We start from the raw sequence: 25,925 nt of genomic DNA, 5'->3' as shown, positions 1-25,925 counted from the left end.
TTTTAAGTTTGTAAATCTTTTATGAATCTAAGGAGGCATTATGCGCCGCATTATTTTATTTATCCTATCTGTGCTTATAACGCTTGGCTGCTCTAATGGCACGCCTAAGCCACCCTCATGGTATGGGAAAAATGAAGCGAATGCAAGCCTCCTTATTGGTTTTGGAAGTGCCAAAACCCTTGATGCTGCCAAAGCCAATGCTTTGAGTGATATTATTACGCAAATTAATGTCGAAGTAAGCTCGCAATTTAGCTCCAACACGCAGCGGCAGGATAATCTTATGTCGTATAATTCAAGCAATGATGTTTGGCTAAATAGTGCGGGCATAGAGTTAAATGATGTGCGCTACACAAAGGACGCGTTTGAAAATGATAGATTCTATATTCGGGCTGAAATCCCTAAAAGCTCGCTTATCTCGCAGTTTAAAAAACAATTTGATAGCACATATAATGCTTTAAATATGGCTAGTTTAAATAAATGTAGCACGCTTTCCATTAAAGATAAGGTGCGACTTGAAAAGGCTTTGGGTAGTTTGCGTCTTTATGGCACGCTTTTGCAAACGCTTAATACTGCCTCTAAGCCTATTACTTCACTTGAGAATATGCTTAGCCACAATACCCCACTCCCCACAGCGCGCCTGATAGTTGAAAGCAATATGCCAAATGATATTATCACGAGTGATTTGGCAAAAGAATTGGGATATTTTTATAGTCTTGATGGTGAGGCGACACAGGTTTTAAAGGCAAAAGTGCATGTAGAGGGCGCGAATAATGGCATTAAAATTAGCCTTATCTTTAGTATTTTTGACTGCCGCAATAATCCTATTTTCAACACAAGCCTAGATTATACGCATTATGCGGCTAGTTTTGATGAGGCTTTGCGCTTTGCCTCGCAGCGCGTGAGCGTGCAGCTCTATAAGAAAATTCAAGAGTGGATTGAACGTCCTTAGATTCTATAATTTCCGCGCTATTGCTTTTTTGATAAAAAGCCGCGCGCATCTTACCCAAATGAGCAAAGCCCGTTTTACGCGCCTAAAGTATAAAGTTAGAGCTGCTTACGCATCTATCAACTTGTTTTTTGAGGCTAGATTCTATATGTTGCTTTTTTGATAAAAAGCCGCACATTTGCGCCTAAAAGTATGGAGGAATTAAGAATCTAGATAGGGCAAAAGGGGATATTGAGCGTTTGAGCAGTTTGGGCGCGGTGATGATTAAAATGCGCTATATTCTCCTGCAGCGAGCAATGATAAGAGGGTATCATATGAGCTAATTTCTCCCGCCATAGGTTTGATTGCATATCTTTAGCAAAGCAAGATTCAAGCACTTGCAGCATAATATTTACCGCCGTAGAAGCCCCCGGAGATGCGCCAAGCAAAACTGCTAGCGAACCATCGCTTGATGTGATAACCTCCGTGCCAAACTGCAAGCTCCCCCGCCCTTTTGTATTTTTCTTAATAATCTGCACTCTCTGCCCTGCAAATCGCGCCTCCCAGTCCTCAAGCCGTGCCGCAGGACAAAACATATTAAGCTTACGCATACGCTGCTTATTAGACATAAGAATTTGCTTGATGAGATAGATTGTGAGGGGAATATTATCAACGCCTGCTTGCAAAATAGGCGCGCAATTGCTCATTTGTATGGATAAAGGGAAGTCAAAGAGGCTGCCATGCTTTAAAAATTTAGTATTAAAGCCCGCATATGGACCAAAAAGTAGCTCTTTTTTGCCCTGAATAATGCGAGTATCTAAATGAGGGACAGACATAGGTGGGTCGCCAATGGAGGCTTTGCCATAAATTTTTGCATGGTGTTTATTTATAATGTTTGGATTTTTACACACAAGCCACAATCCTCCTACAGGGAAACCACCATACCCGCGCCCTTGAGGGATTTTACTCTTTTGTAAAAGTGGGAATGAGCCACCCCCTGCGCCTAAAAATACAAACTGCGCATTTACTTGCTTATTTTGTCCATTTGCGAGATTACAAATATCTAGTTGCCACGATTTACCTATCTTTTTTAAATCCCGCACTTTATGTTTAAGGTAAAGATTAAATCCGCTTTGTCGCACAAGACTGCTTTTAAGCTGCCGTACAATCTCGCCAAAATCCACATCACTTCCACCCTCCACATAAGTAGCGGCAATCTTTTGATGAGTATCTCGCCCTTCTAGCAAAAGCGGCGCCCATTGCGCAATTTGCCCTCTATCCTCGCTATATTGCATAGCCTTAAAAAGAGGAGAAGTCTTAAGATTTTCATAGCGCGCCTTAAGATAGGGGATAATATCATCTACCACAAAGCTTAAATGCGGCAAGGGATTAATAAAAGTGCTAGGCTCTTTTAGAATCTGCTGCCGCACGCAATATGCCCAAAATTCTTTACTTAATTCGTATTGTTGATTAATGTTTAATGCCTTAGAAATATCAATGCTGCCATCTGCCCTTTGAGGTGTGTAGTTTAGCTCGCATAGTGCTTGATGCCCCGTGCCGGCATTATTCCATACCATACTGCTCTCTAATGCCACATCATCTAGCATTTCATACAAATTAATTTGCGCGCAAGGATTAAGCTCTCTTAGCATAGCCGCTAGAGTAAAACTCATTATTCCCCCGCCAACCAAAACTACCTCACAATCCTCGCTCATTCCCTTGCTCCTTCCCTATTTCCACATTTACACTGGCTGTTGTTTGTATGCTATGTTTGGGGATTTGTTGTCGAATTATTGCTTAAAATCTCCCTTATGTTAGGATATTTTTGTAAATATTTTTTAAAAAAGTAAAATAAAATAATAACTTTATATCCAAAATATCCCTTTTTATTCCTTAATTAATATTTCTTTAAACATTACACTAAGATTTAACGCCCACATAAAGTGTAGAAATATTTGCACTATATCCCTTGATATAATAGCTCTTAATGCCCCGCTCTAAAAGCTTTTGAGCAAGCTCTTGGCTGCTTACAAAATGTTTTATAGAATCTGGCAAATACTTATAAGCCGCATAGTTTTGCGATACAAGCCCGCCAACTAAAGGCAAAATACGCTGTGTATAAAAACGCATCATACTATCAAATATCCCACGCGGCTTATTATTCATAAATTCTAAAATCACAAGAATCCCCCCGTGAGTAAGCACACGCGCAAATTCATCAAGCGCTTTGTCTAAATCCACCACATTGCGCAGTCCATACGCGATAGAGACTATCTCTACACTTTGCGAAGGTATAGCCTTAGATTCTATCTCTAAAGCCTTTGCCTGCCCTATACTTAACTCCACAATGCCCTGCTCCATAAGCGGCGCAAGTTTTTGGCGCGCTACTTGCAGCATACCACTTGATGGGTCAATCCCATACATCTTAGCAATATGTTTATGTGCGCCTTTAGCCTCATTATACCAATGCCACAGCATATCTCCTGTCCCGCACGCCACATCAAGGATACAAGATATATGTTCCTTGCCTAATGCCTCAAATGCTTTCTTACACGCCTCTTTGCGCCATTTTACATCAATGCCCAAACTCATCACGCGATTTGCCCTATCATAACTTGGGGCAATGTCATTAAACATATCTACAATTTGTGCTTGCTTCTCCTGTGTGTTACTCATCTTGCGCCTTTGTGGAATGTGCAGATTCTATAGAATCTAAAAATGTTTTTCTCTCTTGAATAAATGCCCTTAATGTATCAATTTGGCTTTGTGTCTGCTGGCTTGCAGTCCCGCCAAGGCTACTGCGCGCATTCATAGAAGATTCTAAGGACAAAATAGCCTTTACACCTGCTTTAATGCGAGCATCTACTGCCATAATCTCACTTTCGCTTAAATCACTTATATCCACGCCCCTATTTTCTGCATAAGCCACGACTTTGCCTGTGATATGATGCGCATCGCGAAAAGCAACATTGCATTCACGCACTAAAAAATCTGCCAAATCTGTAGCGCTCAAATGCCCGCGTTTTGCCATTTTATACATATTTTGTGTGTGGATTTGCATACTTTCTAAACAAGCTTTGGCAATTTTTAAGCAAATTTCTACATTTTTAAGCGCGTCAAACACGCCTTCTTTATCCTCTTGTGTGTCTTTATTGTATGCGAACGGCAAACCTTTCATCACGCTAAGTAATCCTATAAGTGCGCCATACACTCGCCCACACTTCCCACGCAAAAGCTCTGGCACATCGGGATTTTTTTTCTGCGGCATAATTGAACTGCCCGTGCTATAGGCATCACTTAAAGTGATAAATTTAAATTCCACGCTGCTCCATAGCACTAGCTCTTCTGCTACGCGCGAGATATGCAGCATTATCATAGAGAGGCTATAGAGCATATCAAGCGCAAAATCCCTATCGCTTACAGAATCCATAGCATTAAGTGTGGGTGCGCTAAATCCTAGCTCTTTACTTAAGTAGATTCTATCATTCCCATAAGGCGTGCCAGCGAGCGCCCCACTCCCAAGCGGACAAAAATTATTACGCGCATAATCATCGCCTAAGCGCTGCACATCTCGCCTAAAATTACACGCCCACGCTACAAGATGAAAACCAAAACTAATAGGCTGAGCGTGTTGGAGATGCGTCATACCGGGCATAATGCTCTGTGTATGTTGGCTTGCAATGTCTAAAATGCACTCCATAAGGGCTAGAAGCAAATGCTGCACATAAAGATTGTGCTTTAAAATATACAAGCGAAAATCTAGCGCCACTTGGTCATTGCGGCTACGCGCGGTATGGAGCTTTTTGCCCACATCGCCTATAAGCTTAGTAAGCGCAGATTCTATAGCCATATGTATATCCTCATCGCCTATATCAAAGACAAACTCGCCAGATTCTATACTCTGCGCAATCTGTTCTAAGCCTTTTAGAATCTGCTCTAATTCCGTGGCGTTTAAAACACCAATGCGAGCAAGCATTTTAGCATGCGCCTTTGAACCTAAAATATCCTCGTGCCACAAGGTTTTGTCAAACAAAATAGAGGCATTAAATTCCTCCAAAAGCGAGCTAGATTCTAAAGCAAATCTCCCACTCCATAGTTTTGCCATTTTTGCCTCCTATAAGGGCTTGCACACTGCTAAAATCACAATGATGATGAGTAAAATTGTAGGCACTTCGTTAAAGATTCTAAAAAATCTGTGATTTTGCGTGTGCGGCGTGTTTTTTAATTTCTTAATAAAATATCCGCACATTACGTGATAAATAAATAAAATAAGCACTAATGTAAGCTTTATATGCAGCCACATACCAGAATCTGCTACCTTTAATATGCTAGGATTAAGCGCTATCATCATTATGCCTGTAGCAAATGTAACAAGCATAGCGGGCATTCCAATGTATTTATAGAGCTTTATCTCCTGTATTTTTACAATCTCCACAAACTCCGCCTTATCGCTATGCTGCGCGTGATAGACAAATAAACGCGGCAGATAAAAAAGCATAGCCATCCAGCATACAAGCGCAATAATATGCAAAGCCTTGATATAAAGATACTCCATTCCTACCCTTTTTGCTTGTTTTGAAAGCTGCGATTATAATAAATTACATGTTAAGAGATTCTAAAGCTTAGGCTTGTTTTGTAAAATATTCCCTCACCACTTCCCTATCATCAAAATGGATTTTTTTATCGCCAATGATTTGATAATCCTCATCTCCCTTGCCCAAAATGAGCAGCACTTCATCATCTTTAAGTTCGCTTAGTGCTTGATGTATCGCAGCTTTGCGATTTATATGAGTAAAAATCTGCGCATTTTCATTGCGCGTATCTATGCCGCTTAAAATATCTGCGATAATGGCTTGTGGGGATTCTGTGCGTGGATTATCACTAGTGATATAAATTTTATGCGCAAAATTCTGCGCGCATAAGCCCATTTGCGGGCGCTTTGATTTATCTCTATCCCCGCCTGCGCCAAAGACAACGGCTATTTTTTGATGCTTAAAGCTTTCAAAAATTTGATACATACCATCATAAGTGTGAGCAAAATCCACAATCACAATAGGCTTTGTATGCACCACTTCCATACGCCCACTCACTCCACTAAAGCGCGCTAAAAGCTTAGTTATAGAATCTAGCGACTTGTGGGTAAGTATTTTTAGCGCAGCAAGCGCAGCTAGAGCGTTGTATAGATTATGCTTGCCATATAAATGCATATCTAAAGTGCTAGATTCTATATCTTGCCCTTTTGTCCATTGTATATGCGCACTTATACCATTTTCTAGCGTGTAATCTTTCGCCTTTAAATGCGCATTGTGCGTAATACCATAATAAATTGCCTCCTTATCATCGCAGTGCGCATAAGGCTCATCGGCGTTTATAAGCTTTGTGCCGCTCCCAAGGAAAAAGCTATTTTTCACGCGCCGATATTCTGCGAGATTTTTATGATAATCCAAATGGTCGCTGGTAATATTTGTTAGGATTTTTAAATCAAATGTAAGCCCATCTATGCGCTCCTGCACGATGGCGTGCGAGCTTACCTCCATAATGAAAAAATCACATTTTTGCTCTATGGCTATGCTTAGATTCTCATATATTTCAAGCACGCTAGGCGTAGTTAAGCCCTTAGGCTTCATCTCGCGCCCATTTATGAAAAACCCTCTCGTGCCAAGTAATCCCACGCTAAAGCCCATTTCAAGCAGCACAGAGCAAATCATAGCCGCTGTAGTTGTTTTGCCATTTGTACCAGTAATTCCCACTATGCGCGGCAAAAATGCTGCATTATGCAATGAAAGCGCGCCATATGATGAAGGCGCATTTGGCGTAGGCTGTGCATTATCCTGCGGTGGATATAAAATCTCATTTAGCTTATTAGATTCTATAATATGCACTTTAGCAGCCATTGTTTGTGCTAGCATTCGCTCGATATGGGGCGCATTTTGCTTATTTTTCACAAGCAATATAGAATCTATGGTGCAATCTCTTAGTGCCTTTAGTATTTTGCTCCTAGATTCTATACCCTTGCTTTTATCTAAAATAGCCTCAATCACGCGCGTATCATCGGTAATAGCTTTATAGAATCTGCTCTTATAGTTTATGTTTTTTAGAATTATCATAAGCCACCTTTTGCAGAATTTTCTCAATCTCGCCATCATAAATGATACTTCTTTTTAAAGATTCTATGTATTCAATGGACATATCTTGATAGTCATTCTCCACAAGTTCCTTAAGAAATTCGTAGATTTCGCCTTTGTCGGTGAAAATAATTTTTGTGCTAAAAAGGAGGGATTCAAAAGCTTCTTTAAAATTCCCCTGCGCAATGTGCTTAAAATCCTTATACAAAATCCCATCAATGCTATCTACGCGCAAATCCTCAAACTCCCTCATCGCGGAGCAAATTTGGTCTGTGCTTCCATCAAAGCTCCTAATAGTTTTTAGAATCTGCTCTCTAGCGCGCGCCTTGCTTACTTCTTGCACAAGTAGGATTTGATAATACTCATAAAGGCTTAAAGCCTGCTCCTCAAAGTCTTGTGCCATATCAGCAAGCAAAATGCCTATGGTAGATTCTGTATTTTCTGGCTCAAGGGTGAGATTATGCGCAAAAAGCTCAAAAGACTTTTGGAACTGCTTAGCGCTAAAAAGCTCAAAAGCTTTTTTGTTGTTTTTGTTAATCACTTGGCGCGTGCGTGTATCTGTGAGTTTAATAATATCCATTTATATCCATTATTATAAGTTTATTTCTGCTCCATGCGGAACATTAACAATTGCAATATCGGGGTGGATTTCCTCTTTTAGCCGGCTTTCAATAGCGTATTTAAGCGTGTTTGAAGAGCTAGGACAGCCCTTGCAAGCCCCCTCAAGCCGCACATAAACTTTTGCATCTTTAATGCCTAGCAAAGTAATATCCCCACCATCAAGTGTGAGTGTCGGGCGCACTTTGCTTATAACTATCTCAACAGGTGTTTGCAGCTCTTCATCACTAAAGGGAAACACGAAGCCTCCTTATGCACATTTTCATCAACTTGTGGGCAATCTTAGCGTATTTTTTCAAACGCTTGCACCTTTTGTATATTTGTTTATAAATTACACAAGATAAACATTTTGGCTTGTAAATCTGTAAGGCTTGCTTTGAAATTCGTAAAATCCTCGTATAGAATGTTAAGTGTTTTTATCATAAAGATTTTCAAGGAGAGAAAATGAAAATGTCAAAGAAAGTGTCCATATTGAGCTTAGTTTGCGCGGTGAGCCTTGCATTTTGGGGTTGCGGCGAGGATAAGACTCAAGAAGTGTATAAAGTAAAATTTGCCCATGTTGTAAGCGCAAACACGCCAAAAGGGCAGGCGGCTGATTTTTTTGCTAAACGCGTAGATGAGCTAAGCGGCGGCAAAATCAAAGTAGAGGTATTCCCTAGCGCGCAGTTAGTTGATGATGATAAAGTATTTCAAGAGCTTACACGCAATAATGTGCAAATGGCAGCGCCAAGCTTTTCAAAATTCACGCCTATTGCCAAAGAATTTAATATATGGGATATACCCTTTTTATTCCGTGATACTACGCATTTGCATAAAGTAATGGACGGCGAAGTGGGGCAGATTCTAAAAGATACTATTTCTAAACGAGGCGTGGTGGCACTTGATTATTGGGACGCTGGATTTAAGCAATTTAGCACGAATAAAAAGCCTATTGTGGTGCCAGATGACGCAAAAGGACAAAAAATAAGGATTATGAGTTCAAAAGTGCTAGAAGAGCAGATTAGAGCCATTGGCGCGATTCCTCAAGTATTGCCTTTTGGAGAGGTGTATTCTGCACTATCTACAGGTGTGGTTGATGGGGCTGAAAATCCGCTTTCTAACTTGTATAATTCCAAATTTTATGAAGTGCAAAGCTCAATTACTCTATCAAATCACGGGTATTTGGGATATTTAGTAGTGGTAAGCGATGGATTTTGGAAGCAACTGCCCGATGATTTAAGAGATATTTTCAAACAAGCTTTGCATGAAGCCACAGAATTTGAGCGCGATGAGAGTGCTAAAGAGGAAAAATTACTCCTTGAAAAGCTTAAAAAAGATGATGCTACAAAAACAGAAATCTTTACGCTAAATGATGAGCAAATTGCCCTATGGAAGCAAACTATGGAGGCTATCTATCCAAAATTTTATGACATTGTAAGTAAAGATTTGATTGATAAAGTCTTGCAAGTTCAATAAAGGATTATGATGTTATCTTTTATTGCCAAACCATTTGTGTGGGCTCATCATAGCCCACGTGTGCAGAGAATCTTTGCCATTTTAGATGTGATTATTGCCTCAATTAATAAAAATATCGCTGTTGTTGGCTTGGTTGTAGGCGTGCTTGTCACGGCTATAAATGTTTTTTGCCGCTATCTCACAGGGCTTTTTCCAGATTTTTTTCATTTTTCCCTTACTTGGGCGGAGGAAGTTGCACGATATTGCTTTTTATGGTCGGCTTTATTTGGCGCGGCGTATGGCTTTAGAAAGGGCGTGCATATTAGCGTTACCATGCTTTTAGAGCAGTTTCCACCAAAGCTTGCTAAAGCTTGCGTGATTGGAATCCACACGCTCAATTCACTTTTCCTTGCCTTTATGTGCTACGCAGGAGTGAAAGTCTGCTATGAAAATTATCTTTTAGGCTATATGAGTGAAGCTTTACATGATGTGCCTTTATGGATTTTTTTACTTTGTTTGCCATTTGCCTTTTTTGGTGCGACATATCGCTCTATTGAAAAGATTTATGAAGTGTCTTGGACAAGCGCGGATAAGGTTGTTAAAAACGCAGAAAGTGAAATGATACACGATTCTGTCATTAAAGATTAAAGCGGGGTGTCCTTTGAGTATCATATATTTATTATTAGTGCTATTTGGCTTACTTCTCCTAGGAGTGCCTGTATCCATTGCTTTAGGAGTAAGTGCTGTAAGTGCGTTTTTCTTTTTCACATCATATAATTTAGTGGGTTCGGTTGAAATTATGTTAAATGGGCTAAAACCAGCTCTTATGGCGATTCCTATGTTTATTTTAGCTGGCTCTTTAATGAGTAAAGGAAGCTCCGCGCAACGCATTGTGGATTTTGCTAAATCTCTTGTAGGGCATTTGCCCGGAGGCTTGCCTATAAGTGCAATTTTGGCTTGTATTATCTTTGCCGCAGTGAGTGGAAGTTCTCCTGCTACGGTTGTGGCTGTTGGCTCTGTGATGTTTTTGGCTATCAAAAATGCTGGCTATCCTAAGAGTTATGCTGTAGGCGCTATCACATCTGCTGGGAGTCTAGGGATTTTAATCCCCCCATCTGTGGTGATGATTGTATATGGCGTAACTGCTGAAGTCTCCATCGAAAAGCTCTTTATGGCTGGAGTTATTCCGGGGCTTATGATAGGCGCTATGATGATGTTATGCCTATGTAGGCGCTAGACGACTAGGATTTAAAGCCACAAAGCCTGAAAGCTTGAAAGTAAGATTCCAAAAATTCCGCGAAGCATTTTGGGCATTACTTATCATTTTTGTCATTATTGGCGGTATTTATGGTGGTATTTTTACTGCCACAGAGGCTGCGGGCATAAGTGCGATATATGCTTTTATTGTTTCTGTATTTGTGTATAAAGATATTAAGTTTAAAGATTTATATGCTGTCTTTTTGGACGCGGCTATTACCACAGCGATGATATTTTTTATTATTGGCTTTGCGGTGGTGTTTGCATATTTTTTAACTAGTGAGAGAATCCCTCACATCATCGCAGAATTCCTTGTCGCACATCAAATGAGCTGGTGGATATTCCTTATCCTTGTAAATATTGTACTTTTTATCATGGGGCAGTTTATGGAACCTAGCTCTGTGGTGATGATAATGACTCCCCTACTTTTGCCTATAGCCACTCAACTAGGCATTGACCCTATACATTTTGGTATTGTGATGGTTGTAAATATGGAATTAGGTATGCTTACGCCCCCTGTGGGACTAAACCTCTTTGTGGCAAGCTCTCTTACAGGCTTAAGCCTTAAAGATGTAACGACTTCTGTCCTTCCTTGGCTTGGAGTAATGCTTGTAGGCTTAGTGCTTGTAACCTATATCCCTGAAATTTCGCTTTGGCTCCCTAATCAACTCAAGTAACGCTTTAATCACACATAAGGAAGCCTATGGAATTTAAAAATATTAAGCAGATAGAAAAAGCGCAGAGTTTTAATCAAAAAGATGGAGTAAAACTTTTTATTGTGCTACTTTTCTTTCTTGCTATTTCTTTAGTAGCCGTTTTTGTGCATAATGGTAATAATACGCTCCTGCTTGTCTTTGCCACTATTATTGGCGGATATATGGCTATGAATATTGGCGCAAATGATGTAGCAAATAATGTAGGACCTGCTGTTGGCTCACATGCTATTACACTCATAGGAGCTATCATCATTGCTGCAATTTGCGAGGCTATGGGAGCTATAATTGCCGGTGGCGAGGTTGTTGAGACCATTAAATCTGGTATTATAGAATCTAGCCAAATCACCGAGCCTCGCGTATTTGTCGCGCTTATGCTAGCCGCACTTGCCTCTGGTGCTGTATGGTTGCATTTAGCCACAGCCATTGGCGCGCCTGTCTCTACTACGCATTCGCTTGTGGGAGGGATATTAGGAGCTGGCATTGTTGCTGGAGGCTTTGGCGTGGTAAATTGGATAGAGCTATTGCGCATTGCGTCAAGCTGGGTGATTTCCCCTGTGCTTGGAGGCATTATCGCAGTGCTTTTTTTGCTTGTGATTAAAAAAAGCATTACCTACAAAGATGACAAGCGCGAAGCTGCCAAAAAGGTAGTGCCTATCCTTATTTTTGTAATGACTTGGTCTTTTAGTCTCTATCTCATTCTTAAGGGTTTGAAAAAAATCCTTCCCTCTATTAATTTAAGTGTATCTGTGGGGATTAGTCTTATTTTTGCCATAATCATTTATTTTATTGTGCGCCCAATTATTGCTAAAAGGGCAGATTCACTCCTTAATACTAAAGAGGATATCAACTCACTTTTTACCATTCCGCTTGTGTTTGCCGCGGCACTTTTGAGCTTTGCGCATGGCGCAAATGATGTGGCTAACGCTATTGGACCACTTGCCGCTATTAGTGAAGCACTCAATAATTTAGGTAATCCCACTGCCACCGATGGACAGGCAGAAGTATCATTATGGATAATGATTGTTGGGGGATTAGGTATTTCACTAGGCTTAGGTCTTTATGGACCGCGCCTTATTCGCACTGTGGGGAGTGAAATCACGGAGCTAGATAAAATGAGAGCTTTTTGCATTGCCATGAGCGCGGCACTTACGGTGTTGCTTGCCTCGCAGCTTGGATTGCCAGTAAGCTCCACGCATATTGCCATTGGAGCGATTTTTGGTGTAGGATTTTTGCGTGAGTATCTTAAAAAGCGTTATTATGAAATGCAGCAAACCATTATAGAGGCGCACAAAGGTAAGGACGCCCAAGAAGTTGAGGCATTTTTAGAGCAGTTCAATAAAGCAAGCATTAAGAAAAAAGGCATTATGCTAGAGTCGCTTAAAAATAATAATAAGCTTAAAAATATACCGCGTCTTGATAGAAAAGAGCGCAAATCGCTTAAAAAAGCCTACAAATATGAGCTTGTCAAACGCAGTGCTTTAAATAGGATTGTCGCTTCTTGGCTTATCACCGTGCCTGTTTCTGCTCTGCTTGGCGCGCTTGTTTATTATGTAATTATTAGCTCGGGATTTAATATTTAGTTTTTTAAAAGATTTGATTGAATACAATTCAAATCTTAATTTTGCTTATCTTTAAGGAGAATCTTTGGACCCGTATTCGTCAGTCTTGATGCTTATTGTGGCATTGTTTTTAGTTTTTCTCAATGCCTTTTTCGTGGTTTCGGAGTTTGCGATTGTTAAAATTAGAAAATCTAAGCTTGAGGAGCTTGCCAAAAATGGCGTGAAAAACGCCTCACTTGCCCTAAGAATGACACATTCACTGGATACTTATTTGAGCGCCACGCAGCTTGGTATCACTTTTGCCTCGCTCGCACTTGGGTGGGTTGGGGAGAGTGCTTTTGTTAAATTTATCATTATTCCTTTTGATTATTTTCTAGCTTCTTCGCCATTTTTAGCCCACTCCATAGCCTCAATCATTGCTTTTATATTTGTTACACTTCTGCATGTCGTCTTAGGTGAGCTTGTGCCAAAGTCAATTGCCATTGCCAAGACAGAATCTGTAGTACTGCTTATTGCTAAGCCTCTCTATACTTTTTGCATTATCTTTTCTTTTTTTATTAGGCTTTTTGATATGCTTGCAGCCTTTTGTCTTAAATTTATCGGCATTGCGCCTGCGCGCGAGAGCGAGGCTGCACATTCTGATGAGGAGCTAAAAATTATCGTAGGAGAGAGCCTTAAAGGGGGCTATATAGATTCTATCGAGGGAGAGATTATCAAAAATGCGGTGGATTTCTCCGATACATTGGCTAAAGAAATTATGACGCCTAGAAAAGATATGATATGCCTGAATGCTAAAGACGAGTATGAGCAAAATATTAATATCGTTTTGCAGACAAATCACACGCGCTACCCTTACTATGAAGATTCTAAGGATAATATTTTAGGAATGATATATATTAGGGATTTGTTTGAAAACGCCATAAAGGGCAGCGAGCGCAATCTCGCAAAGCTTGTGCGCAATATGCTTATCGTGCCAGAAACAGCACATATTTCTGAAATCCTAGCTACAATGAACAAGCAGCAAATTCACACCGCGCTTGTGGTTGATGAGTATGGCGGGACTTCGGGACTTCTTACTATGGAGGATATCATCGAGGAGATTATCGGCGATATTTCTGATGAACATGATTTGAAAAATGAGGATATAAGGCAGCTTGATACAAAAACTTATGAATTTAATGGCAAGCTTGATTTAGAAAGTATTGAGGAGAAGTTTGGCATTACTTTTAGCAATACTAATGACCATATTACCATTGGAGGCTATGTCTTTGGGCTGCTTGGGCGACTGCCTGTAATTAAAGATAAAATTTGCGATGAGCATTTTGAGTTTGAAGTGCTTGAAATGGACGGCGCAAGGATTAAAAAACTAAAAGCTATCTATATGTCAAACAAAAGCCAACCTAAGGCTTAAAGTATAGAATCCAGCCTTTTGTTTTTCTAAATTTCTGGTTTTCACTTTGCCAGATTCTATAAAGTTTATAGAATCTACACGCACAGCTTGCTTAAAAAATCCTTTAATCGTGGCGTTTGCGGCGATTCAAAAATATCTTTCGGGCTGCCATCCTCAAGAATCCTCCCCTGCTCCATAAACACAATGCGACTGCCCACCTCCCTAGCAAAGCGCATTTCGTGCGTTACGCATACCATACTCATACCCTCATTTGCCAAATCCCGCATTAAATCTAGCACCTCGCCCACCATTTCGGGGTCTAGCGCGCTTGTTGGCTCATCAAAAAGCATAATTTCAGGCTTATTCATAAGCGCGCGCGCAATGGCTACACGCTGCTTTTGCCCACCGCTTAAAAATGATGGATACACCTCCTTTTTATCCAATAGCCCTATGCGCGCTAAAAGCTCGCAAGCCTTTTCCTGCGCGCTTTTCACATCTAGCAGCCCCAAAAGTGTAGGCGCAAGTGTTAGATTTTCAATCACATTAAGATTATTAAATAGATTAAAATGCTGAAAAACCATACCCATTTTCGTGCGCGCCTTATTAATATCCCACGCGTTAGGCGCGTTTGTGGGATAGAGGATTTTATTATCTAAGCGTATCTCCCCACCATCTGGCATTTCAAGCAGATTAAGACACCGCAGCAGCGTGGACTTCCCCGAGCCGCTAGGTCCGATGATAACGACCTTTTCACCCTTGTGGATATGCAGATGTATAGAATCTAGCACGAGCTTAGAGCCAAAGTGCTTGCTCACATGTCTAATATCTATCACTTGCCCTAAGCCTCCTCTCATAGTATTTCACAAGCCCGCTCGCGCACAGCACCAACGCCAAATACGCCAATGCTAAAAAGAAATAAGGCAGCATATACTCATAATTCGCCCCACCTATACTTTTAAAAGCGTAAGTCAAATCATGCACGGTGATGTAATTTGCCACAGAAGTTTCCTTTAAAAGCGCGATAAACTCATTCCCAAGCGTAGGCAGGGCATTTTTCAGCGCTTGAGGGAAAATGATATGACGCATACTCTGCGCGTTATTTAGCCCCAAAGCGCGCGCGGCTTCATCTTGCCCTTTATCCACGCTTAAAATCCCAGCGCGCACTATCTCGCTCACATACGCGCCGCTATTTAGCCCAAAGATAATAATCGCCACAAATAGCGCACTCAAGCCCTTTAGCCCAAAGGCAGGCAAAATCACAAAGTAAATAAATAAAAGTTGCACCACAATAGGCGTCCCACGAAAAAACCCCACATAAATTTTTAGCGCGATATTTAAGATTCTATGCAGGAGTACAGGCTGCCTATGTGTGAGCGAGATAGCCACCATTGTCCCCACACACACGCCAATGATGAGTGCTAAGATTGCCAGCAGCAAAGTCGTGCCAAGCCCCTCTAGCACGAGTCTATAGCCGCCATTTGTGATAAATTGATTAAGAAATAGGCTAAATTTCTGCGCTAAATCCATACCCTGCAATCCCTGCTAGTTCGCGCCCTGTGCGTAATGCTTCTTAATAATATTCTCCATTGTGCCATCATCTTTCATACTTTGTAAAATGGCATTGATTTGATTTTTTAGCTCATTTTCACCCTTTGCCACGCCAATGGCATACTGCTCATTTGTCAAGGGGATTTCTAGCAGGCTCACGCCCTCACTTGCCGCCACAATGGCACGCGCAGGCATTTCATCTATCATCACAATATCAACTTGATGATTTTTCATAGCAATTGTAGCTAAAGCGCCATTTGAAAAGCCCTTTACCTCTGCATTTGCCAAGCCCTCAAAGCCCCAGTCTTTATCCCCACTTACATAAAATTGCGCAGTAGTGCCTGCCTGCACGCCGATTTTAAGATTTGGGATAGCGCGCAAAGTCTCTAAAAGCTGCTCTTTATCGTGAATATGGGCAAATCGCTCATCGCTAGATTCTATAATCACCATTTGCGAGGCGTTAAAATAAGTATCGCTAAAGTCAATGACTTTAGCACGCGTTTGGTTAATCGTAAGCCCAGAAATGGCTATGTCTGCGTTATGCGAAGCTAGCGCAGTAACTACTGAATCAAACTCCATATCCTTAATCACTAGCTTTTTATGAAGTTTATCCGCGATGACTTTGGCTATGTCCATATCAATGCCCCTAAACTCCTTGCCCTCCACATACTCAAATGGCATAAAGTTCGCCGCTGTGGCGACTACAAGTTCATCATCACTGCAGGCATTTAACATAAATAGGCTGCATAGTATAAGGCTTAAGATTTTTGCGCGCATGACACCCTCCGCTTTTGCTTTTTAAGCTTTTTGGTTTTTAAGATAAAGGGTAATTGTAGTGAATTAAACTTAAAATATAGAATCTACGTTATGGTGGTCACGACTGGACTTGAACCAGCGACCCCTACCATGTCAAGGTAGTGCTCTACCACTGAGCTACGCGACCACAAAGTCCGTATTTTACCCTTAAATTAATTTAATTTTTATTAATCGCCACCGCAGCTTATCAACTTCATTTCTAAGGTTTAGATTCTATCATGCCACGCTTATTGCTTTTTATAAAAAGCCGCGTGGTCTTACAAAGCGCGGCAAACCGCACTTTGCGCCTAAAGTATAAAGTTATAACCTGCTTACGCAGTTTTATCAACTTCGTTTCTAAGGTTTAGATTCTATAATTACAGAATCTAGCGTGTGTTGCAGGGCTTGCAGTTTTTTATGCATTACATCTAAAGCGCATTTTTCGCCCTGCATTTTAATTCGCACCGCATGGGGCAAAAACGCCTCTTTGCTTAAAGCAATATTAAGCTTTTTTGCCTCATATTCATATTGTGATAAAAGCGCGTAGGGAATGCTCACCTCTAGGCTTTGTGTGTTCATAAAATCTTGCAAAAAAGCAGATTCTATAGCCGCTTGTGTAGCAGCCGTATATGCGCGCACCAACCCCCCAACCCCTAGCAGCGTCCCGCCAAAATAACGCACAATCACAACGCCTACATTAATAAGCCCCTCTCCTCGCAGCACATTGAGGCTCGGTCTGCCTGAACTGCCCTTTGGCTCTCTATCATCATCAAAAGATTCTATAATCTGCTCATACTCATTCAAATATCGGCTTGCGCGCACGAAATGCACCGCTTTTGTATGCTCTGCGCGCAGCTGCTGGCATAGATTCTCAAAATCGCTAAATGGCACAAGAAAGCTTAAAAATTTCGAGCCTTTAGCTTCAAAACTGCCTTGTGCGGGGGTAAAAATAGTTTTCATAGATTGTGTTAGCTCTCAAGGCACTTAGATTCTATAATTACAGAATCTAGCGCTAAACGTATGTTGAAAGATTAATTGCATAACTTTGCCTATTGTAAATAATAAGTCGCCTCTTGCCCTTCTAGGCGTATTTTTCCATCTTTTTTATTCACGATAAAATCCCCTTGCAAATATTTTAAAAACATATATTCATAGCGCATACTTTCATTGGGGAAGCACATACGACGCGATGAGCCAATATTGCTTACTTTAAGCTTATTGCCCTTAAGCGTGAAAGTGGCAAAATAATTATTGCACACGCTTATGCCAAAAATGCGGTTTTCATTTACATTAAAATTCATATTAGACTTTGCCTCCTCCCACACAGGCGAAATTTCTGTGCCGTCTTTGAAAGTGATTTTAGATACATACCATTGCTTATTAGATTCTAAAATGATTTCATTATTCTCATGCCGCACCAAATCCACAAAGCAGCCATTTACGAACAACAATGTAAGCACCATAGCAAGCCCTGCCTTAAATATATACCCTGCGCGAAATGTAAATCTCATCTTGCCTCCTATGCTTTTTCTACTTTATGCTTGCATTTGAGGCATTCATACACTTGCTTTTTGCGATATTCACGCTCACACATAGCCCCGCCACATTCAGGGCATTTCACATTTACAGGTGGATATTTTGAAACAAAAGTGCATTTAGGATAATTCTTACAGCCAAAGAATGCGCCTCTGCGGCTAAATCTCTGCACAATCTCTCCGCCACACTCAGGGCATTTCACGCCTTCAAGAATTGAGGGTGCGGCTTTATTTTGCAGTGATTTGGTATTTTTACAAGTTGGATAGCCGCTGCACGCGAGGAATTCACCATTGCGGCTAAACTTTTTCACCATAGGTTTGCCGCATTTTTCGCATGTGCCATATGTCTGCTCATCAGCTTTTGTCTCTTGCGGCTTTATGTATTTGCATTTTGGATAGCCGCTGCACGCGACAAACTCGCCATATTTGCTCTGCCTTTGCACTAACTCTTTGCCGCATTGTGGGCATATCTCTCCAGTGGGGATTGCAACTTTTTGCGAAGCGATACTTTTTTTGCCAGATTCTATCTTTTGCATAAAGGGCGAGTAGAAATCCCACAGCACAGCCTCCCAATCCATTTTCTCCTGCGCAATATCATCAAGCTTATCTTCTAAGCCCGCACTAAAATGCGCATCTACAATCTCATTAAAATACGCCTCTAGCATTTCAATAACCTTAAACGCGCTCTCTTGCGGTATGAGCTGCTTTTTATCTACTTTAACATAATCTCTAGCCACGAGCAGCGCAATAGTTGGCGCATAAGTCGAGGGACGCCCAATACCAAGAGCCTCCATAGTTTTAATGATACTTGCTTCAGAATAGCGAGGCGGGGCTTCTGTGGCTTTTTTGCTAGATTCTAAATGCGTTAAAGAAACATTTTCATTTTCTTTGCAATCGGGCAAAAGCTTATCTTTATCATCATTGCCTACGATTTTATAGAATCCATCAAAGACTAATTTGCGCCCATTTGCTTTAAACTCAATATTGTGGCTTGTGTCACGCGCGGCAAAAATAATATTTTGTATCTCAAAAATAGCATCTTGACTTTGTGAGGCTAAAAAGCGATTGTAAATAAGCGAATAAAGCTTATATTCTTCGGGCTTAAGGCATTGGCGCGCCATTTCTGGGGTGAAATCAAGATTTGTAGGGCGTATGGCTTCATGAGCCTCCTGTGCGGCTTTAGACTTAGTAGCATAATATTTAGGCTTTTGCGGAACATATTCTTTACCATAAGTTTTTTCGATTAGCTTTCTTGCCGCTTCTTGAGCTTCTTTGGCAATATTTAAACTATCCGTCCTCATATAAGTGATAACGCCCATCGTCCCAAATGGTGTATTCACGCCCTCATAGAGATGTTGAGCTATGCTCATGGTGCGCGATGGAGAAAAGCCAAGCGCATTTGACGCACTCTGCTGCATAGTTGAAGTCATAAATGGCGGAGGCGTAGGCGTCTTTTTAGCCTTAGTGATAATTTCTTTAATAAAAAACTGCTGTTTTTGTATGTGTGCGCACATTTGCTCCACTACCTGCTCATCTTGCAAGGATAATTTTTCAAGCTTTTTATCATAAGTAATGAGTTCAGATTCTATATCTTGCCCTTTTTTAGGGCTAAAAATAGCATTAATATTAAAATAAATCACAGGCTTAAAAGCGCGAATTTCCCTCTCTCTATCCACAATGATTTTTAACGCCGAGCTTTGCACGCGCCCTGCAGATAGCCCCCTTTGAATTTTAGAGGAGATGAGTTGAGAAAGCTTAAAGCCAACAATCCTATCAAGTAGCCTTCTTGCCTGCTGCGCATTGACTTTTGCCATATCAATTTGTCGTGGATTCTGTAATGAATGCGTAATAGCATTTTTAGTAATCTCATGAAACACGATACGCGGAAAGTCTTTATAGGGCTTCTCCAAAGCCTGTGTGATGTGATAGCCTATCGCCTCGCCCTCTCTATCCTCATCGGTGGCGATATAAGTAACTTTTGCCTTTTTGTTAGCTTCTTTAATCTTTTTTACAATCTCAATATGGTCTTTATCAATAGTGTATTGTGGTGCAAAGGTCTTATCTTTGATATCTATGCCAAAGGCGTATTTGGGCAAATCTCTAATATGCCCTTTAGATGCAATCACCTCGTATTTATCGCCTAAAAAATTTTTGATTGTTTTGGCTTTAGCAGGTGACTCCACAATGATTAAATCTTTCATATATATCCCTTTTTCTCGCAACTTTGATTTAAGAAACCTTTAAAAATAAAAGTGGATTTTAGCATAGATTCTCAACAGAATCTCCTTTTTGTAGCAGTTTCTTGGAGTGAGTTTGCAAATTATTTAATCTTATAGAATCTAAAAAATATGGAATACCTTTTGCTTTATCGACACAAATGAAAAAAAGTTTAGCAAAGGATGCAAAATGAGTTTTAGGATAAACACAAACATCTCCGCCCTTACTGCCCACACCATTGGTGTGCAAAATAATAGAAGCTTGCACAGCTCACTTGAGAAGTTAAGCTCTGGTTTGCGCTTGAATAAAGCTGCTGATGACGCCTCTGGTATGGCTATTGCCGATAGTTTGCGAAGTCAAAGCGAAAGCTTAGGGCAAGCTGTAAGAAACGCCAATGACGCCATTGGTATGATACAAGTTGCCGATAAAGCAATGGACGAGCAGCTCAAAATTTTGGATACCATTAAGACTAAAGCCATTCAAGCCGCTCAAGATGGACAAAGCACAGAGACTAGAAAGGCTCTGCAAAGCGATATTATTCGCCTTTTAGAGGAGCTAGATAATATCGCTAATACCACTAGCTATAATGGTCAGCAAATGCTATCTGGCGCGTTTTCTAATAAAGAATTTCAAATTGGAGCATATTCTAACACTACCATTAAAGCTTCCATTGGTCCTACAAGTAGCGATAAAATAGGGCATGTGAGAATGGAGAGCGGCTCATTTGCGGGTGTAGGTATGCTAGCTTCTGGTGCGGCGTCAAATTTGAGCGAAGTTATGCTTAAATTCCGCCAAGTTGATGGAAAGCATGATTTTGAAATAGAAACGGTGAAAATTTCAACTTCTGCAGGAACTGGTATAGGCGTGCTTACAGAAGTGATTAATAAACACGCCGATACGCTAGGCGTGCGCGCGGCGTGGAGCGTTATGGCAACAGGCGATGTGCCAGTGCTATCAGGCACGGTGCGTGGGCTTGTGATTAATGGCGTAACTATTGGAAATGTCAATGATGTGCGCAAAAACGACTCCGATGGGCGATTGCTTAATGCGATTAACTCTATTAAAGAGCGCACGGGCTGCGAGGCTTACACAGATATTACAGGGCGTATTAATGTGCGAAGTCTTGATGGGCGGGCTATATCTATCCAAACAGAGGACGATAGCGGAAAAGTCTTTGGTGGTGGGAATTTTGCTGGGATTTCAGGCACAGACCACGCTATTGTCGGGCGTTTGACGCTTATTAGAACAGATGCGAGAGATATTATTGTAAGCGGGATAAATTTTAGCCACATTGGCTTCCACTCTGCGCAAGGTATTTCAGAATACACAGCCAACTTGCGCTCCGTGCGGGGAGAAATGGATTCTAACATCGCTTCAGCATGCGGAGCAAATGCCAATGTCGCTCAAGCAAACTTGCACTTTGATGGTATAGGTGCGGGGGTTACAAGCCTTAAGGGTGCGATGGTGGTTATGGATATGGCAGAATCTGCGCGTATGCAGCTTGATAAACTGCGTGCTGATATTGGTTCAGCGCAAATCCAGCTAGTTTCGACTATTAACAATGTCTCTGTTACGCAAGTTAATGTTAAAGCTGCAGAATCTCAAATCCGCGATGTGGATTTTGCTTCAGAATCTGCGACATTCTCTAAACATAATGTTTTGGCTCAAAGCGGTAGCTTTGCTATGGCGCAAGCCAATGCTGTGCAGCAAAATGTGCTTAGACTTCTCCAGTAGAATAGCAAGCTAGTATATGCAAGATTTTTTTAGCCTTAATCTCTCCGCCCTAGCTGTGAAATCGCCAGCTTTGGCGCTAGAGCTGCATGATTTTAAGCCAAACCAACACTATGAAGTCTTTCAAGGCAGCGACCCGCTCAACATTAATATCATCGATAAACGCACTAATACCGCGCTTTTTCTCACTAATCCACTTGAGGAGACCAATGCCAAAATCACAGAATTTGCCAAATACTCTCACTATCCATATTTGTATTTTTTTGGTGTAGGTAATGGAGTGCTGTATAAGGTATTGCTACAAAATGAGCTTTTAAAGCGCATTGTAGTGCTTGAGCCAGAGCTTGAACTGCTTTTTATTGTGCTGCATTTTATGGATTTTTCAAGCGATATTTTAGAGCAGCGCATTATATTCCTTGAGGCGCAAAAGTGCGATTTCACGCGCATTGATACGCTTTTTGCTACTAATAGAGATGCTAAAATTTACTCAAAAGTATATGATTTGCATTTATTTAATGCCTACTATGAGCGCTATGCTAAGCTTTACATTGAGATAAATAAAATTTTTATCCGCGCTATTGAGCATAGTGTGGTGAGCGTGGGTAATGATAGCAGAGATTCTATCATTGGCATTTCTCATCACATACAGAATCTGCCCGATGTAATTAAATCTCCCTCTTTACTTAATTTGCTTTCCCAAATTAAAGGCAGGGATACAGCTATTATCGTCGCCACAGGACCAAGCCTAAGCAAACAGATTCCATATCTTAAGCAAATACAAGATTATGCGAGCATTTTTTGCATTGATGCTTCTTTGCCAATTCTTACAAAAGAAGGCATTAAGCCTGATATTGTCTTTAGCCTTGAGCGCGTGGAGCTTACGGCTAAATTTTATGAGGATACACCAAAAAGTGCGCATAAAGATATTGTGTTTGCCATTACCTCAATTGTGCATAAACGCCTTAAAGACGCTTTAAAAGGTGATTTGGTGCAGTATTCTTTGCGCCCATTTGGCTATACAAATTATTTTGAGCTTACCGAATATGGCTATTTAGGCATTGGTATGAGTGCGGCAAATATGGCATATGAACTCATCGTGCATGCGCGCTTTAAGCGGTGTATCATCATCGGGCAGGATTTAGCCTTTGGTAAAGATGGCACTTCGCACGCAAAAGATGCTGTGTATGGCACAAATGAGATTAAACCAGAGGTTATGGAGAAAAAGGGGCAAAAGGTTATGGTAGAGCAATATGGCGGTGGCGGAATGATAGAATCTACGCGCGTTTGGCAGCTTTTTTTAACATTCTATGAGCGCGATATTGCTAATACTCCCTATCCTATTGAGGTGATTAACTCCACAGAGGGCGGCGCGCGTATTCATGGCACAAAAGAAATCCCTTTCAAGGAGGCAATAAAGCTCATTGATACCACGCATAAAAAATCGCCAATTACCCTTACCTACCCCACAGAGCAAGAATATCAAGCTAATCTCAAAAAGATTAAGCAAAAAACGCTTGATTGGATTACACTAGGACTTAAGGATAAAGCATTTGTAGAAGAAGTGTTTTTAGAGGTAGCAGCGCTCACAGAGCGATTTGAGCTGCTTAATAAAGAAGGGCGATTAAGCGAGCTTGAAGCCCACGAGCTAGAATCTTGCATTGATAGAATCCAAGCGGTAAAGGAGCTTTTTGATGAGCAAAGATTCCGCGAGTGCTTTATGGACGCGATACAATCTTATATCTTTCATCAAGAAATGGATATAGCAAAAATCCTTGTAACGCCCACAAATACAGAGGAGACAAAGCTCATTAAGCAGGCTGAATTAATCTATGCGCATAAATATTGGCTTTTCTCTCTTGCAGGGGGAATGGACGCCGTGATAGAGGTGGTTAAGCAAGCCCTACGCACTTGGACTACGCAGGGCATTATCACAGAAGCAGAAATTAACGCGCTAGATTCTATAAAATGAGCAATTATAGAATCTAGCCTTTAAAAATAAGTTGATAGATGCGTAATCAGCAGCTATAACTTTATACTTTAGGCGCGCAAATGGGCTTTGCTCATTTGGGTGAGATGCGCGCGGCTTTCTAGAAAAAAGCAACAGCGCGGAATTTTATAGAATCTAGCCTTTAAAATGTGAAATTGCAAAATGCAAGGTTAAAAATATAGGGCTATAAAATTTGCGCTAGATTCTATGCTAGATTAAAATAACTAGCCCAAAAGCATAATAGCCGTATCAGCGCTCACCTGCATACCTTGCGTGGCATAAATTTCTTTCACCACGCCATCAATGGGAGATAGCACTTCATTTTCCATTTTCATCGCCTCAACAATAGCTAGCGTATCGCCGCGTTTAACCTTATCGCCTACCTGCACTTTGAGCTTTGTGAGTGTGCCGGGCATTGGCGATTTGGCGTGTCCGGGCGCTGTGGCTTGAGGCAAAGCGCCACTTTGAGAGACTTTTTTCACTCCGCCATTTAAACTCTTATCAACGCTCTCCACAAACACTTCTTTCAACTCCCCATCTACACGGATAAAAAATGGGCGCACTTCATCAGTTTTTTCCCCACTACCCTCCACTTTAATCGCGTAATGCTCGCCATTTACGACGATTTCAAACTCTTTGGGCATAGTGGTATCACATTTTTCCTCAAAAGTCTCCAAAGGCTCGGGCTTAAGCGTATTGGTATTGCGCTCTTGCAAAAATGTCTTAGCTATCGCGCCAAACATCGCATAAGAAATCACATCTTGTTCGCTTTTTGCAAAATCCGCACTCTCTGCCTTTGCCCTCTGCAATTCAGGCGCGAGCAAATCCGCAGGGCGCACATCTACAATCTTTTCACCTTCACTTAAAATTCTATCGCGTAGCGCTTGGCTAATGGGTGCTGGCGTGCGCCCATACAGCCCTTTAATGACATTACGCGTTTCAGTCGTGATAGTTTTATATCGCTCGCCCATAAGGACATTTAGCACAGCTTGTGTGCCTACGATTTGACTTGATGGTGTAACCAAAGGCACATAGCCAAAGTCCGCGCGCACATAGGGGATTTCGTGCATAACTTCGTCCATTCTATCAAGCGCATTTTGCTCCCTTAATTGATTTGCCATATTAGAAATCATGCCGCCGGGGATTTGGCTTACAAGCACGCGCGTATCGATTTGATTATACACAGACTCAAATTTTTTATATTTGCGGCGATTCTTGCGCAAAATCTCCGCCGCAGCTTCCATAGATTCTATATTTAGTCCAGTATCCCATTGTGTGTGTTGAAGTGTGGCGACCATAGATTGCGTGCAAGGGTGGCTTGTGCCTTCACTCAAAGCCGAATTTGCCAAGTCCAGCACATCAACGCCCGCTTCCACCGCTTTTAAATGTGAGCCAAAGGCAAAACCAGCGGTTGAATGCGTATGCAGGCAAATATATACGCCCAATTCCTCTTTTAAGGCTTTCACAAGTTCAAAGGCTTTAAATGGTGCAAGTAAGCCTGCCATATCTTTAATGGCAATAGAATCACAGCCCATTTTTACAAGCTCCTTAGCATACGCCACAAAGCTAGCCGTGGTATGCACAGGCGAAGTCGTATAGCAAATCGCGCCTTGAGCGTGTTTATCATATTTTTTCACACTCTCAATGCAGGTTTTAAGATTGCGCGCATCATTAAAGGCATCAAAGATTCTAAAAATATCCATTCCCGCCTGCGCGCTTAGGCGTATAAACTCCTCCACCACATCATCAGCATAATGCCGATAGCCGATGAGATTCTGCCCGCGCAAAAGCATTTGTAGCGGCGTTTTGGTGCATGCTTTTTTAAACTCATAAAGCCGCTCAAAAGGGTCTTCTTTTAAATAACGCAAGCAAGTATCATAAGTCGCCCCGCCCCACACTTCAAGGCTATGAAAGCCTATGCTATCAAAGATTTTTGCTGCTTCAATTAAATCAGCTGTGCGCATACGCGTGGCTAAAAGTGATTGATGCCCATCGCGCAGGCTATTTTCTGTAATCTTAATCATATTTCCGCCTTTAAGCATTAAACTAAAAAGCTAAATTCTATCGCATTTATGCTGTGAAAATATA

General features: G+C 41.2%; 21 protein-coding genes, 1 tRNA gene and 1 pseudogene. 8 read left to right on the top strand and 15 right to left on the bottom strand.

The window, feature by feature from the left end:
* Positions 1-40: 40 nt before the first annotated feature.
* A complete protein-coding gene (locus tag LS71_RS05555; RefSeq protein ID WP_052057908.1) occupies positions 41-949 on the top strand; it encodes an LPP20 family lipoprotein in 909 nt (302 codons plus the stop codon).
* 206 nt (positions 950-1,155) lie between these two features.
* Here LS71_RS05555 and mqo read toward each other — a convergent pair whose 3' ends face one another.
* The 7 genes from mqo to LS71_RS05520 form a co-directional block, all read right to left on the bottom strand.
* Positions 1,156-2,640, bottom strand: a complete 1,485-nt coding sequence (mqo, locus tag LS71_RS05550) for a malate dehydrogenase (quinone) (RefSeq protein WP_034353628.1) — start codon at positions 2,638-2,640, stop codon at positions 1,156-1,158.
* A 205-nt stretch (positions 2,641-2,845) separates the two neighbouring features.
* A complete protein-coding gene (gene ubiE / locus LS71_RS05545) occupies positions 2,846-3,601 on the bottom strand; it encodes a bifunctional demethylmenaquinone methyltransferase/2-methoxy-6-polyprenyl-1,4-benzoquinol methylase UbiE (RefSeq protein ID WP_034353630.1) in 756 nt (251 codons plus the stop codon).
* Complete coding sequence (argH, locus tag LS71_RS05540; RefSeq protein ID WP_052057910.1) at positions 3,594-5,030, bottom strand: argininosuccinate lyase; 1,437 nt, start codon at positions 5,028-5,030, stop codon at positions 3,594-3,596. Before argH ends, ubiE begins: the two co-directional genes overlap by 8 nt.
* A 9-nt stretch (positions 5,031-5,039) precedes the next feature.
* Positions 5,040-5,480: a protoporphyrinogen oxidase HemJ gene (gene hemJ, locus LS71_RS05535; RefSeq protein WP_034353632.1), complete on the bottom strand. Its 441-nt coding sequence runs from the start codon at positions 5,478-5,480 to the stop codon at positions 5,040-5,042.
* A 67-nt stretch (positions 5,481-5,547) separates the two neighbouring features.
* On the bottom strand, positions 5,548-6,834 hold the full coding sequence (locus LS71_RS05530) for a UDP-N-acetylmuramoyl-L-alanyl-D-glutamate--2,6-diaminopimelate ligase (RefSeq protein WP_420810254.1): 1,287 nt from the start codon (positions 6,832-6,834) through the stop codon (positions 5,548-5,550).
* Between the two features lie 169 nt (positions 6,835-7,003).
* Positions 7,004-7,630 carry a hypothetical protein gene (locus LS71_RS05525; protein ID WP_034353639.1) on the bottom strand — a complete coding sequence of 209 codons (627 nt, stop codon included), beginning with the start codon at positions 7,628-7,630 and terminating at the stop codon, positions 7,004-7,006.
* Between the two features lie 12 nt (positions 7,631-7,642).
* Positions 7,643-7,909 carry a NifU family protein gene (locus LS71_RS05520; RefSeq protein WP_034353642.1) on the bottom strand — a complete coding sequence of 89 codons (267 nt, stop codon included), beginning with the start codon at positions 7,907-7,909 and terminating at the stop codon, positions 7,643-7,645.
* Between the two features lie 203 nt (positions 7,910-8,112).
* On the opposite strand from LS71_RS05520, the gene LS71_RS05515 reads away from it, so the two are divergent.
* The 5 genes and pseudogenes from LS71_RS05515 to LS71_RS05495 all read left to right on the top strand — a co-directional run bounded on the left by LS71_RS05515 (position 8,113) and on the right by LS71_RS05495 (position 14,045).
* On the top strand, positions 8,113-9,123 hold the full coding sequence (locus LS71_RS05515; protein WP_034353644.1) for a DctP family TRAP transporter solute-binding subunit: 1,011 nt from the start codon (positions 8,113-8,115) through the stop codon (positions 9,121-9,123).
* A 9-nt stretch (positions 9,124-9,132) separates the two neighbouring features.
* The gene (locus tag LS71_RS05510; protein WP_052057911.1) at positions 9,133-9,750 is read left to right on the top strand and encodes a TRAP transporter small permease; all 618 of its coding nucleotides are present in this window, start codon (positions 9,133-9,135) and stop codon (positions 9,748-9,750) included.
* Between the two features lie 13 nt (positions 9,751-9,763).
* A pseudogene (locus LS71_RS05505) lies at positions 9,764-11,036 on the top strand (TRAP transporter large permease).
* Between the two features lie 26 nt (positions 11,037-11,062).
* Positions 11,063-12,655, top strand: a complete 1,593-nt coding sequence (locus LS71_RS05500; protein WP_034353646.1) for an inorganic phosphate transporter — start codon at positions 11,063-11,065, stop codon at positions 12,653-12,655.
* 64 nt (positions 12,656-12,719) lie between these two features.
* Positions 12,720-14,045: a hemolysin family protein gene (locus tag LS71_RS05495; RefSeq protein ID WP_052057913.1), complete on the top strand. Its 1,326-nt coding sequence runs from the start codon at positions 12,720-12,722 to the stop codon at positions 14,043-14,045.
* 74 nt (positions 14,046-14,119) lie between these two features.
* Here the strand turns inward: LS71_RS05495 and LS71_RS05490 are convergent, their stop codons facing one another.
* The 7 genes from LS71_RS05490 to topA all read right to left on the bottom strand — a co-directional run bounded on the left by LS71_RS05490 (position 14,120) and on the right by topA (position 20,103).
* On the bottom strand, positions 14,120-14,857 hold the full coding sequence (locus tag LS71_RS05490; RefSeq protein ID WP_034353648.1) for an amino acid ABC transporter ATP-binding protein: 738 nt from the start codon (positions 14,855-14,857) through the stop codon (positions 14,120-14,122).
* The gene (locus LS71_RS05485; protein ID WP_034353650.1) at positions 14,844-15,551 is read right to left on the bottom strand and encodes an amino acid ABC transporter permease; all 708 of its coding nucleotides are present in this window, start codon (positions 15,549-15,551) and stop codon (positions 14,844-14,846) included. The genes LS71_RS05490 and LS71_RS05485 overlap by 14 nt, the downstream gene beginning before the upstream one ends.
* Before the next feature lie 15 nt (positions 15,552-15,566).
* Entirely contained in the window at positions 15,567-16,307 is a 741-nt protein-coding gene (locus tag LS71_RS05480; RefSeq protein ID WP_238700350.1) for an ABC transporter substrate-binding protein, read from the bottom strand.
* A 133-nt stretch (positions 16,308-16,440) separates the two neighbouring features.
* Positions 16,441-16,515: transfer RNA gene (locus tag LS71_RS05475), tRNA-Val, on the bottom strand.
* Between the two features lie 209 nt (positions 16,516-16,724).
* Complete coding sequence (locus LS71_RS05470; RefSeq protein ID WP_034353654.1) at positions 16,725-17,327, bottom strand: YigZ family protein; 603 nt, start codon at positions 17,325-17,327, stop codon at positions 16,725-16,727.
* 89 nt (positions 17,328-17,416) lie between these two features.
* The gene (locus tag LS71_RS05465) at positions 17,417-17,878 is read right to left on the bottom strand and encodes an META domain-containing protein (protein WP_052057915.1); all 462 of its coding nucleotides are present in this window, start codon (positions 17,876-17,878) and stop codon (positions 17,417-17,419) included.
* Positions 17,879-17,886: 8 nt separating this feature from the next.
* Entirely contained in the window at positions 17,887-20,103 is a 2,217-nt protein-coding gene (gene topA, locus LS71_RS05460; protein ID WP_034353657.1) for a type I DNA topoisomerase, read from the bottom strand.
* 205 nt (positions 20,104-20,308) lie between these two features.
* On the opposite strand from topA, the gene LS71_RS05455 reads away from it, so the two are divergent.
* Together LS71_RS05455 and LS71_RS05450 are read left to right on the top strand one after the other, a co-directional pair.
* Positions 20,309-21,853 carry a flagellin B gene (locus tag LS71_RS05455; RefSeq protein WP_034353659.1) on the top strand — a complete coding sequence of 515 codons (1,545 nt, stop codon included), beginning with the start codon at positions 20,309-20,311 and terminating at the stop codon, positions 21,851-21,853.
* A 16-nt stretch (positions 21,854-21,869) separates the two neighbouring features.
* Entirely contained in the window at positions 21,870-23,819 is a 1,950-nt protein-coding gene (locus tag LS71_RS05450; RefSeq protein ID WP_052057917.1) for a motility associated factor glycosyltransferase family protein, read from the top strand.
* A 242-nt stretch (positions 23,820-24,061) separates the two neighbouring features.
* On the opposite strand, the gene oadA is transcribed toward LS71_RS05450, so the two are convergent.
* Positions 24,062-25,861: a sodium-extruding oxaloacetate decarboxylase subunit alpha gene (gene oadA, locus LS71_RS05445; RefSeq protein WP_034353662.1), complete on the bottom strand. Its 1,800-nt coding sequence runs from the start codon at positions 25,859-25,861 to the stop codon at positions 24,062-24,064.
* Between the last annotated feature and the right edge of the window lie 64 nt (positions 25,862-25,925).

The organism is Helicobacter jaachi (genome assembly GCF_000763135.2).
GTDB classification, from domain to species: domain Bacteria; phylum Campylobacterota; class Campylobacteria; order Campylobacterales; family Helicobacteraceae; genus Helicobacter_C; species Helicobacter_C jaachi.
This window is presented reverse-complemented; position numbering and strand designations above follow the sequence as displayed.